The organism is Micromonospora sp. NPDC052213 (genome assembly GCF_040679695.1).
Taxonomy (GTDB): Bacteria; Actinomycetota; Actinomycetes; order Mycobacteriales; family Micromonosporaceae; genus Micromonospora.
Genome location: NZ_JBFAVI010000204.1, coordinates 1 through 11,538 on the forward strand (window position 1 = coordinate 1; position 11,538 = coordinate 11,538).

Consider the following 11,538-nt stretch of genomic DNA (forward strand, 5'->3'; position numbering starts at 1 on the left):
GCTGCGCCAGGCCGTGCCGGGCAACGACGGCATGTCGCCGGACGGCCCGGGCAACGCCGCGCAGCAGGAGTTCCTGGAGCGCGCGTACCCGGCCAACACGATCAGCATCGCCCAGATGGACCGGTCGAAGGCGGCGTACTCGGCCGCGGAGCGGCGCGCCGGCGGCAGCCGGGGCTGGGTCAACGTCGGCCCGAGCGAGGCCCTCTACCCGTTCACCGAGTTCCGCAACGCCGGCAACTACGTGCCGAACGCGTACGTCGCGGGCGGCCGGGTCACCTCGATCGACATCGCGCCGGACTGCAACGCCCTGCTCTGCCGGGCTTACGTCACGCCGGCCGGCGGCGGCGTCTGGGGCACCCTGAACGTCCTCGCGCCCGAGCCGAAGTGGTTCTACCTGGGCGGGCCGCTCGGCATCAACGCCGCCGGCTCGGTCAAGATCGACCGGAACGACAGGACCGGCCTGACCATCTACGTCGGCACGGGCGAGGCGAACACCTGCGCCTCCGGCTGCGTCGCCGGCGTCGGCCTCTACAAGTCCACCAACGGCGGGGTCACCTGGAAGGGCCCGCTGGGCAAGGACGCCCTGGCCGGCAAGGGGATCGGCGAGATCACGATCAAGCCCGGCGACCCGCGGACCCTCTACGTCGCCACCACCACGGCGCTGCGGGGCATGTCCGGCTCCTGCTGCACCGGCGTCACGCGGCCGGTGCCCGACGCCGAGAAGTGGGGCCTCTACAAGTCCACCGACGGCGGCGCGAGCTGGAGGTTCATCCACAACGGCTCGGCCGACGCCACCCAGTGCACCGGCAGCGCCGCGGAGTACAACAACACCGCCGCCTGCTCGCCGCGCGGGGTGCGCTACGTCAAGCTCGACCCGCGTGACGCGAACGTCGTCTACGCCTCCTCGTACGCCCGGGGCGTGTGGCGCTCGGCGGACGCCGGCGCCACCTGGACGCAGATCAAGCCGTCGCTGAACCCGGCCGTCTTCCAGACCCGGGCCGCGATCGACGTGACCGCCCTGCCGAACGGCAAGACCCGGATGTACGTCTACGAGGGCAACCTCGGCAACCCGTACTCGCGGCTGTTCCGCAGCGACGACGTGGCCGGCGGCGCCCCCGCGTTCGCCGACCTGACCAGCGCCAACCCGGCCGACCCGGGCTTCGCGACCTACAACCAGTGCACCGGCCAGTGCTGGTACGACGTCTTCGTGCACACTCCGGCCGGGCATCCCGACATCGTCTACACCGGCGGCTCCTACGTCTACGGCGAGACCGTCGCCCACAAGCGGGCGGTGGTGCTGTCCACCGACGCCGGGGTCAGCGGCACCGACATGACCTACGACGGCACCGACGAACTGCACCCCAACGGCCTGCACCCCGACCAGCACGCGCTGGTCACCAACCCGCGCAACCCGTACCAGTTCTTCGAGGCCAACGACGGCGGCGTGATGCGCTCCAGCGGCGAGTTCGTGGACCGGTCGGCCTGGTGCGACAACCCGGACCGCAACCTGGCCACGCAGGCGCAGAAGGACCGCTGCAGGCAGATGCTGTCGCGGATCCCGTCGAAGCTGGACGGCATCAACAAGGGCATGAACACGCTGCAGTTCATCAGCCTGTCGGCCAGCCCGCACGACCACACCCTGCTGCAGGGCGGCACCCAGGACAACGGCACCTGGGAGAACAAGGGCCAGCGCAGCCGCTGGGTCAACACGATGATCGGTGACGGCGGCGCGTCCGGCTTCGACGTCGGCAAGCCGGAGTTCCGCTTCCACACCTTCTACGACGCCTCGCCGGAGGTGAACTTCGACAACGGGGACGTGGGCAGCTGGATCTCGATCTCCGACCCGATCTTCGGGCACCCGGGCACCCTGTTCTACGCCCCGGTGATCAGCGACCCGAAGGTCAGCGGCACGATGTTCGCCGGCACCTCCCGCACCGTCTACCGGACCAAGACGTTCGGCCTGGGCGACCGGAGCCTGGCGGAGGCCGACCGGATCTGCAACACCTGGACCGGCACCTTCGAGGCGCAGTGCGGCGACTTCGCGCCGCTGGGCACGGTCAACCTGACCGACGCCGCGTGGGGCGACCGGGCCGGCGGCGCCGTCTCGGTGGTCGAGCGGGTCGCCACCGACTCGTCCACCGCGTACGCGGCCACCAGCACCGGGCGGGTGTTCGTGTCCCGCAACGTCGACGCCGAGCCGGCCTCCGCGGTCACCTGGACGCGGATCGACACCGCCGCCACGCCCAACCGCTTCGTCACCAGCATCCACGTCGACCCGGCCGACCCGGCCCGGGCATGGGTCTCCTACAGCGGGTTCAACTCGAACACCCCGGCCACCCTCGGCCACGCGTTCGAGGTGAAGCTGGCCGGCGCCGGCGCGACCTGGGCCGACCGGTCGTACGACTTCGGCGACCAGCCGATCACCGACCTGGTCCGCGACGACGTCACCGGCGACCTCTACGCGGCCACCGACTTCGGTGTCCTGCGGCTGGCCAGGGGCAGCACGACCTGGGTGAAGGCGGCCCGTGGCATGCCGAACGTCGAGGTCGCCGGGCTGACCGTCGTCCCCGGCAAGCGGGTGCTCTACGCCGCCTCGCACGGCCTGGGCGCCTGGCAGCTCGCGCTCTGAGGAAGTCGACCATCGGCAACGACCGGGTGAGGGGCCGCGCGAGCGGCCCCTCACCGCTGCCCGAGGCGGCCGGCCGGGCCTGGCGCACCCTCGGCGCGGCGTTCGTCCTGCTCGTCTTCGTCCCGCCGCTGCTGCTGCTGGTCTCCGGCTCGCTCACCGAGCCCGGCCTGCCCCCGCCGCCCACGCCGCGGCTGGTGCCGGAGCCGGTCTCCACCGTCGGCTACCAGCAGGCCGTCGAGTGGGGCGGGCTGCTGCGGGCCTCGCTCAACTCGGTCCTGGTCGCGGTCGTCGCGGTGCCGCTGAGCGTGCTCGTCGCCGCGCTGGCCGGCTTCGCGCTGGCCCGGCTCGCCCCGCGCACCACCGGCGTCGTCGTGGCGGCCTCCCTGGTGGCGCTGATGGTGCCGGCCACGGCGCTGCTGGTGCCCCGCTTCGCGATCTTCCGGATGCTCGGCCTGACCGACACCCTGGTGCCGTTGGTCGCCCCGGCGTTGCTGGGCACCTCGCCGCTCTACGTCCTGGTCTACTACCTGGCCTTCCGGTCGCTGCCGGCGGACCTCTACGACGCCTGCCTGGTGGAGGACCTCTCGCCGGTGCGCACCTGGTGGCGGGTCGCCCTCCCGCTGGTCCGCCCGGTCACCGCCGGCCTCACCGCGCTCACCTTCGTGCTCACCTGGTCGAACTTCCTCGACCCGCTGGTCTACGTCTACGACCGCGACCTGTTCACCCTGCCGCTGGCACTGCGCTCCCTGTCGGTGCTGGACCCGACGAACTTCCCGGTGTTCCTGGCCGGCGCGGTGCTGGCCACGGTGCCGGCCCTGGCCGTCTTCGTGCTCGCCCAGCGGCGCTTCCTCCACCACGACGACCCGACGGGACGAGACTGACGATGCGACCGGAGAGAGAGAACCGACGATGAGACCGAAGGCGCTGCTCGCCCTGCTGCTCGCCGCCGTGCTGGCCGCCACCGGCTGCGGTTCCGGCTCCGGGTCGTCCGACGACGGCCCGGTGCGGCTGCTGGTCTTCGGCGCGCCGGAGGAACTCGCCGCCTACCGCACCCTCGTCGAGGCGTACGAGAAGGCGCGTCCCGGCGCCGACGTGCAACTCGTCGAGGCCAGCGACCGCAAGGACCTGCTGGCCCGGCTGGCCACCTCGGTGGCCGGCGGCGCCCCGCCGGACCTGTTCCTGATGAACTACCGCTTCTACGGCCAGTTCGCCGCCAAGGACGTCATCGAGCCGCTGGACGACCGGCTCGCCGCCTCCGACGCCGTCGACCCGGCCGACTACTACCCGGTGGCGTGGAACGCGTTCCGGTGGAAGGACCGGCAGCTCTGCCTGCCGCAGAACGTCTCCAGCCTCGCCGTCTACTACAACCGCACCCTCTTCGCGAAGTACGGCGTGCCCGAGCCGAAGGCCGGCTGGACCTGGAACGACCTGCTCACCACCGCGTCCGCGATGACCCGCGACTCCCGTGGCGTGGTCGTCAAGGCCACCGAGAGCGAGGGCGCGGCGCTGCGCCCCGCCGTGCACGGCCTCGGCGTCGAGCCGTCCATCATCCGGCTCGCCCCGTTCGTCTGGTCCAACGGCGGCCAGCTCGTCGACGACCCGGCGAGGCCGACCCGCCTGACCCTGGACACCCCGCCCGCCCGGGAGGCGCTGAAGAACCTGGTCGACCTACGGCTGGCGTACGGGGTGGTGCCCACCGACGAGGAGGTCGAGGCCGAGGACGACGAGTCGCGGTTCGCCAACGGGCGGCTCGCCATGCTGATGAGCTCCCGCCGCTCCACCACCACGTTCCGCTCCATCACCGGCTTCGAGTGGGACGTCGCCCCGCTGCCCGTCTACACCGAACAGGTCGGAGTGCTGCACTCGGACGCGTACTGCATGACCCGGGGCGCGAAGCGCAAGGACGCCGCGTGGCGGTTCCTGGAGTTCGCCATCGCCGAGGAGGGCCAGCGCATCATCGCCGCCACCGGCCGCACCGTCCCGTCCCACATCGGGGTGTCGCAGTCGCCCGCGTTCCTCGGCCCGGCCCAGCCGCCGCGCAGCGCGAAGGTCTTCCTCGACGCCATCCCCACCGTCCGGGCACTGCCCACCGTCTCCACCTGGCCCGAGATCGAGGACGTGACGTACGGCATCCTGGAGAACGCCATGCACCGGGGCGACCGGCTCGACGACGTGATCCGCGACCTCGACCAGCAGACCCGCCCCCTGTTCGCCCGCGGCGAGCACGGGTGAGCGACCCCGGCCTCGCCCTGGCGGGCGTCTCCGCCGCCTACCGCGGCTCGACGGTGCTGCACGGGGTGGACCTGACCGTCGCCCGGGGAGAACTGCTGGTGGTGCTCGGCCCGTCGGGGGCCGGCAAGTCGACCGTGCTGCGGGTGGTCGCCGGCCTGGAACCGGTCACCGCCGGCCGGGTCCGCATCGCCGGCCGGGACGTCACCGCCGACCGTCCCGGCCGGCGCAACGTGTCGATGGTGTTCCAGTCGTACGCGCTCTTCCCCCACCTGACCGTCGCCGAGAACATCGCCTTCGGCCTCGAGGTACGCGACACCCCCCGCGCGGTCGCCCGGGACCGGGCCCGCGCGGCCGCCGAGACCGTCGGCTGCGCCGCCCTGCTCGACCGGCGGCCCGGGCAGCTCTCCGGCGGGGAGCGGCAGCGGGTGGCACTGGCCCGGGCCCTGGTCCGCGAGCCCGACGTGTTCCTGCTCGACGAGCCGCTGTCCAACCTCGACCTGGCGCTGCGGGTGGAGATGCGCGCCGAGTTGCGCGCCCTGCACGACCGGCTGGGCGCCACCATGGTCCACGTCACCCACGACCAGACCGAGGCCCTGGTGCTCGCCGACCGGATCGCCGTGCTGCGCGCCGGCCGGATCGAGCAGGTCGGCACGCCCGACGAGATCTGGCGCACCCCGGCCAGCACCTTCGTCGCCCGCTTCGTCGGCTCCCCGGCGATGAACCTGCTCCCGGCCGCGGGGGCGCTCGTGCCGTCGGGCACCGCGCCCGTCCCGGCCGCCGAGGAGCTGGAGATCGGCTTCCGGCCCGAGGCGGTCGCCCTCGACGCCGCCGACGGCGCGGACGCCACCGTCGACCGGGTCGAGGTGGTCGGCGAGGACGCGTACGCGTACCTGACCCTCGCCGGCGGGCACCGGGTCGTCGCCCGGGTGCCCGCGGCCCGCCGGCCCGAGCGCGGCGCGGCGGTACGCGTCGGGGTGCGCTGGGCCGACGTGCACGTCTTCCACGCCGACTCCGGCCGCCGGTACGCCCCGTGACGACGACGGACCGCCGCTCCCGCCGGCAGCTGGCGCTGATGCTGGCGCCGTACCTGGTGGGCCTGGTCGGGCTGGTGCTGCTGCCCGCCGCGGTCACCCTGGCGCTGGCCTTCACCGAGTACGACCTGCTGCGCCCGCCACGCTGGGTGGGGCTGGACAACCTCACCGCGCTGGTCGACGATCCGGTGTTCCGGGTGGCGCTGACCAACTCGCTGGTCTTCGCGCTGGTGGCCGTACCGCTGCGGGTGCTCGTCGCGCTCGGCCTGGCGCTGCTGCTGCACCGCCGGGCCCTCGGGGTCGGTCCCGCCCGCACGGCGGCGGTGCTGCCGACGGCGGTGCCCGAGATCGCCTACGGGCTGCTCTGGCTGTGGCTGCTCAACCCGCTCTACGGCCCGATCAACCAGCTGCTGCGCACCGGCGGGGAGAACGGCCTGACCGCGCTGGGCCGCACCCCGCCGCAGTGGCTCACCGACCCGACCGACGCCCGGGCCGCGATCATCCTGATGAGCCTGTTCACCATGGGGGAGACGTTCGTGGTGCTGCTGGCCGCCCGCCGCGCGCTGCCCCGCGACGTCTACGAGATGGCCGCGATCGAGGACGCCACCGGCTGGGACGTGTTCCGCCGGGTCACCCTGCCGCTGATGGCGCCGGTGCTCGGGCTGCTGGCGGTGCGCGACGCCATCCAGAGCCTGCACTTCACGTTCGTGCCGGCGTTCGTGGTCACCGACGGCGGCCCGCCCCCGTACGCCACCACCTACCTGTCGCTGTTCGTCTACCGCACCGGCTTCGAGTACCTGCGCTACGGCTACGCCGCCGCCGCGACCCTGGTGATGATCCTGCTGACCGTGGCGGCGGTGCTGGTGCAGTGGCGGCTCATCCGCCGCTACCGCGCGTTCTACCGGCTCTGAAACCCGGCGGGAGCCCGAAATTCCCGGGCGCCCGCCAGGGGCGCCGTGACATGATCGCGCACTGCGCGGACCAGGCGGCGGCGCAGGGGGAGGACGGCATGGAGTTCGAGGTACGCCGGATCGGGCCGGAGTCGACCGCCGGGGCGGCTGCCGTGCTCGCCGATGCCTTCGACGGGTACCCCTGGACGGCCTGGACGGTGGCGGCCGACCGGCACCGGGAGCGGCTGGAGGCTATGTTCGCCGGCACCGTCGCCGCGGTCGGGCTGCCGTACGGCGACGCCTGGGCGGCGGTGGGCCCCGACGGTCGGCCGGTCGCGGTGGCGGTGTGGCTGCGCCCCGACCGGCCGGTGCCGGACGAGGTCTGGGCCGGTGTCGCGGCGCGCAACGCCGAGCTGGCCGGCGACCGGCACGCGGCGCTGCTCGCCGCCGACGCGGCCTGCGCCTCGCTGCGGTCGGCCGAGCCGGCGTTCCTGCTGGCCACCGTCGGCGTGCGCCGGGCCGACCAGGGCCGGGGGCTGGGCGCCCGGGTGCTGCGGCCCGGCCTGGCGGAGGCGGACCGTGCCGGCCTGCCGGCGGTGTTGGAGACGTCGTCGGAGCCGAACGTGCGGTTCTACCAGCGGCTCGGTTTCGCCGTGACCGGCCAGGCCCAGGTGCCCGACGGCGGTCCCCACGTGTGGGCGATGCGCCGACCGGCCGGGCGGGCCGACACCGGTACGCGGGTGTAAGGGCCGCTCGCCCGGGTAGCCGCCGGGAATGGAGCTGGTCGAGGAGTCGCCGTACCGCTTCCGGATCGACCGGCACGACCCGATGCGGGTGCCGGGAGTGGTCTTCGCGTCCCGGTCGCTGCTGCCCGACGCCGGGGCGGACAAGTCGCTGGAGCAGGTCGCTAACGTCGCCACGCTGCCCGGCATCGTCGACGCCTCGTACGCCATGCCCGACGTGCACTGGGGCTACGGGTTCCCGATCGGTGGCGTGGCCGCCACCGACGTCGCGCACGGCGGCGTGGTCTCGCCCGGCGGGGTGGGCTTCGACATCTCCTGCGGGGTCCGGCTGCTCGCCGCCGACCTCGACCGCGACGGGCTGCGGCCCCGGCTCGACGCGCTGATGGACGGGCTGGGCGAGGCCACCCCGCGCGGAATGGGCAAGGGCGCGGTGTGGCACCTGTCCTCGCGTCAGGAACTCGACGCGGTGCTGCGCGGCGGCTCCCGGTACGCGGTCGAGCGCGGCTTCGGCGTCGAGCGGGACCTGCACCGCTGCGAGGACTACGGCGCCGTCGGCGACGCCAACCCGGCCGAGGTCAGCGAGCGGGCGATCGAGCGCGGCGCGCGACAGGTCGGCAGCCTCGGCTCCGGCAACCACTTCCTGGAGGTGCAGGCCGTCGAGGAGGTGTACGACGACACCACCGCCACCGCCTTCGGGCTGCGCCCCGGCCAGGTCTGCGTGATGATCCACTGCGGGTCGCGGGGGCTGGGCCACCAGATCTGCACCGACTACGTCCGCGCGATGGAGAAGGTGATGGCCCGGCACGACATCCACGTGCCGGACCGGCAGCTCGCCTGCGCCCCGGTCTCCTCCCACGAGGGCCGCGCCTACCTGGGCGCGATGGCCGCCGCCGCCAACTACGCCCGGGCGAACCGGCAACTGCTGGCCGACGCCGCCCGGAAGGTCTTCGCCCGGGTGACCGGCAGCCGGCTGGACCTGGTCTACGACATCTCGCACAACCTCGCCAAGATCGAGGACCACGACGTCGACGGCGAGCGGCGCGCGCTCTGCGTGCACCGCAAGGGCGCCACCCGCGCGCTGCCCCCGGGCCACGCCGACCTGCCCGACGACCTGCGCGACGTCGGCCAGCCGGTGCTGATCCCCGGTTCGATGGGCACCGGCTCGTACGTGCTCACCGGCGTGCCGGGGGCGCCGGCGTTCGCCTCCACCTGTCACGGGGCCGGACGGGTGCAGAGCCGCAAGCAGGCCGTGAAGGCCGAGCGCGGCCTGGACCCGCGCGGCCAGTTGGAGGCGCAGGACATCGCGGTGCGCGGCGCGTCCCGGCGCGGCCTGGCCGAGGAGATGCCCACCGCGTACAAGGACGTCTCGGCGGTGGTGGCGGCGGCCGAGGGCGCCGGGCTGTGCCGGAAGGTGGCCCGGCTGGTGCCGCTCGGCGTGGTGAAGGGCTGAGCGGCCGGCTCACACGTCGAGGGTCACCGCGCAGGACCAGCCCCGGCCGTCGTGACCGAAGCGCAGCTCGTGCAGGGAGACGGCCTTCGGCACCGCCCCGACCAGCTCGACGTCGTCGGTGCCCGCCGTGCGCCAGCGCACCGTCAGGCCGCCGGCGCCGTCGTCGGCCACCTCGGTGTGCAGCGGCAGCTCGCCCTCCGTCTCCATCCGGAAGATCACCTCGTCGAGTACGGCCACCAGCAGGTCCTCGTCGTCGCCGGCCGGCGCACGGAACTCCCGCTCGCCGCCCGGCGGTGCCCCGGCGGGGTCGACGAACGTCCCGACCATCGCGGCGACCGCCTCGGCCACGCACTCCTCCCGGCTCGGCGCCCACGCCTCGATGCGGACGTCGGCGGTGTGCGGCACGCAGCGGTGCCCGCGCTCGGGTCGTCGCTCCATACCCCGATCATCCGTCACCGGGCCGCCGTGCGCGGGCCGGTCGACGCAGGCCGGGGTGGGCTCAGCGCAGGCCGAGGCGGGCGATGGGCTCGACGAGCTCGCGCTCCTCGTAGGCGAGGTGGGACAGCAGCGTGTCGCTGAGCAGGTCGACGGCCGCGCGCAGCTCGGCCATCCCGTCGGAGACGGAGACGAACGCGACGAGGGCGCGGTCGACCCGCTCCAGGACGTCGTGGATGGCGTGGTGCTCCTGCTCCAGCCGGTCGATGACCGGTGCGAGGCGGGGATCGCCGGCGCGCAGGTGCGGGAAGATCCCCCGGTCCTCCAGGGTGTGGTGGGTGGTGACCACCCGGCAGTACGACTCGCAGTAGGTGCCCAGCGTCCACTTGTTCTGCCGGATCGTCATGGTGTTGATGTGCGAGCGGGCCGTGCCCGCGTCGAGCAGCCCGGCGCCCACCTGCTCGACGAGGTCGTGGAGGCGGGCGAGTTCGGCCCGCAGCCCGTCGTGTACGTCGACGAGGTGCTGGGCGCTGGCCTGGTCGTGCGGGGTGTAGGTGCGGGTGGGGTCCGGCGCGGGGCCGGTCGGCCGGGTGGTCTCGTCCCAGACCCGGATCGCGCTGCGGCGGACGCCGTCGTCGGGCGTCGGCACGACCGCGAAGGCTCCCGCCCCGGCGGGCGGGCGTTCGACCGGCGGCTCCGTCGGGGCGGTCACCGGCACCGGTCCCGGCGCGTCGGGCGCGGTGGCGGCGGTGCGCTCGGCGGCCACGAGGTCGCGTACGGCGGGGGCGACCTCGGCGGCGAAGCGCCGCAGGTCCTCGGGGTCGTCGCTGCCCAGGATGAAGGTGCTGATCCCGTCGCCGAGGGCGAGGTCGGCGAGTTCTTCCGCCCACTGCTCGGGCGGGCCCTGCAACAGGCCGCGGCCGACCGCGGTGAAGCGGCCGGTCACGTTGAGCAGCCGGCGGACGTCGCCGGGGGACCGGCCCGCCTCCCGGGCCGCCTCGTCGATGGCGGCGTTGCCCCGGGCGAGGTCGCCGGGCTGGAGGTAACCCAGCGACGGCAGCCACCCGTCGGCCCGGCGCCCGGTCAGGGCCAGCATGCGCGGCTTGTACGCGCCGAGCCAGATGCCCACGTCGTGGGCGGGCGCGGGGCCCCGCTTCGCGCCGACCACCCGGTGGAACTCGCCGTCGACCCGGACGCCGCCGCGCGCGTCGGCGTCCCAGACCTGACGGATGACCTCGATCGCCTCCGCCAGGGCCCGCACGCCCTGCCCGGGGGAGAGCCGACGCCCGCCCATGGCCTCGATGGCCTCCCAGAACGCGCCGGCGCCCAGGCCCAGCTCGATCCGGCCGCCGGAGAGCAGGTCGAGGCTCGCCACGCTGCGGGCCAGGACGGCCGGCGGGCGCAGCGGCAGGTTCGTCACGTTCGCGGCCAGCCGGACGCTGCGGGTCCGGGCCGCCACGAAGCTCATCAGCGTCCAGGTGTCCAGGAACGCCGGCTGGTACGGGTGGTCCTGGAAGGTGACCAGGTCGAACCCGACCTGCTCGGCCAGCACGGCGAGGCCCACCACCCGGCCCGGGTCGGCGTTGCCGGGCGTCAGGAACGACCCGAAGGTCAACGGGTGCCCGTAGTCGCCCATGCCCGCCTCTCCCCCTGTCCCGCGGCTGCGCCGAGCCGCACGGCAGATGGTATGCCGGGCGCGGACGTCGGCCGCCCCCGACCGGCGATCCCGAGGGGCGGGGCAGGGGCCCCGGTGGCCCGGCGGAGGGCTGCCCCGCGGCGGGGCGTTGACGCCGGTAGATAGGCCCCCTAGGGTCCTTACGGACCGGACCGTTATGTGCCCCTCCCTGAGCCGTGTGCTCGTCGCGCGACGGGTCGGTCCCGGAGTCCGGGGCAGGACATCAGATCGCCCGGGTGCTCCCGCTGCAATTCCGGATCCGACCGTTACGGCTCGACCGCCGGTGCCTCCGGCGGTCGCGGGAAGAGGAGCAGGCGCTCATGACGAACCGCCGCACGTTGATCCGCTACGCCGCCGCCCTCGCGGTGGCGCCGGCCGTCCCCGCCGCCTGGCCCGCGCCGCCCGCGTCGGCCGCGCCGGCCGCCGGGGTGACCGTCGACCCCTTCGGCATCC

Annotated in this window: 9 protein-coding genes; 7 read left to right on the top strand and 2 right to left on the bottom strand. The window is 74.3% G+C overall.

Annotated features, from left to right (window positions below):
- The 7 genes from AB0L34_RS30080 to AB0L34_RS30110 form a co-directional block, all read left to right on the top strand.
- Positions 1-2,629, top strand: a 2,629-nt coding sequence (locus AB0L34_RS30080; RefSeq protein ID WP_363708614.1) for an exo-alpha-sialidase, incomplete at its 5' end; no start/stop codon positions are given.
- Positions 2,630-2,655: 26 nt separating this feature from the next.
- Complete coding sequence (locus tag AB0L34_RS30085) at positions 2,656-3,510, top strand: carbohydrate ABC transporter permease (RefSeq protein ID WP_363708616.1); 855 nt, start codon at positions 2,656-2,658, stop codon at positions 3,508-3,510.
- Positions 3,511-3,538: 28 nt separating this feature from the next.
- Positions 3,539-4,861 carry a sugar ABC transporter substrate-binding protein gene (locus tag AB0L34_RS30090; protein ID WP_363708618.1) on the top strand — a complete coding sequence of 441 codons (1,323 nt, stop codon included), beginning with the start codon at positions 3,539-3,541 and terminating at the stop codon, positions 4,859-4,861.
- A complete protein-coding gene (locus AB0L34_RS30095) occupies positions 4,858-5,895 on the top strand; it encodes an ABC transporter ATP-binding protein (RefSeq protein ID WP_363708620.1) in 1,038 nt (345 codons plus the stop codon). The genes AB0L34_RS30090 and AB0L34_RS30095 overlap by 4 nt, the downstream gene beginning before the upstream one ends.
- A gap of 38 nt (positions 5,896-5,933) precedes the next feature.
- The gene (locus tag AB0L34_RS30100; RefSeq protein WP_363708628.1) at positions 5,934-6,803 is read left to right on the top strand and encodes a sugar ABC transporter permease; all 870 of its coding nucleotides are present in this window, start codon (positions 5,934-5,936) and stop codon (positions 6,801-6,803) included.
- 98 nt (positions 6,804-6,901) lie between these two features.
- Positions 6,902-7,528, top strand: a complete 627-nt coding sequence (locus tag AB0L34_RS30105; protein ID WP_363708630.1) for a GNAT family N-acetyltransferase — start codon at positions 6,902-6,904, stop codon at positions 7,526-7,528.
- Positions 7,529-7,556: 28 nt separating this feature from the next.
- Complete coding sequence (locus AB0L34_RS30110) at positions 7,557-8,975, top strand: RtcB family protein (RefSeq protein ID WP_363708622.1); 1,419 nt, start codon at positions 7,557-7,559, stop codon at positions 8,973-8,975.
- 9 nt (positions 8,976-8,984) lie between these two features.
- On the opposite strand, the gene AB0L34_RS30115 is transcribed toward AB0L34_RS30110, so the two are convergent.
- Entirely contained in the window at positions 8,985-9,413 is a 429-nt protein-coding gene (locus AB0L34_RS30115; protein WP_363708624.1) for an archease, read from the bottom strand.
- Between the two features lie 61 nt (positions 9,414-9,474).
- A complete protein-coding gene (locus AB0L34_RS30120) occupies positions 9,475-11,046 on the bottom strand; it encodes an LLM class flavin-dependent oxidoreductase (protein WP_363708626.1) in 1,572 nt (523 codons plus the stop codon).
- Positions 11,047-11,538: the final 492 nt, after the last annotated feature.

Excerpts from the sequence above, each read along its gene's own strand:
- AB0L34_RS30090 (WP_363708618.1), top strand. The coding sequence starts at position 3,539 with ATGAGACCGAAGGCGCTGCTCGCCCTGCTGCTCGCCGCCGTGCTGGCC.
- AB0L34_RS30100 (WP_363708628.1), top strand. The coding sequence starts at position 5,934 with ATGCTGGCGCCGTACCTGGTGGGCCTGGTCGGGCTGGTGCTGCTGCCC.
- AB0L34_RS30105 (WP_363708630.1), top strand. The coding sequence starts at position 6,902 with ATGGAGTTCGAGGTACGCCGGATCGGGCCGGAGTCGACCGCCGGGGCG.
- AB0L34_RS30110 (WP_363708622.1), top strand. The coding sequence starts at position 7,557 with ATGGAGCTGGTCGAGGAGTCGCCGTACCGCTTCCGGATCGACCGGCAC.
- AB0L34_RS30115 (WP_363708624.1), bottom strand. The coding sequence starts at position 9,413 with ATGGAGCGACGACCCGAGCGCGGGCACCGCTGCGTGCCGCACACCGCC.
- AB0L34_RS30120 (WP_363708626.1), bottom strand. The coding sequence starts at position 11,046 with ATGGGCGACTACGGGCACCCGTTGACCTTCGGGTCGTTCCTGACGCCC.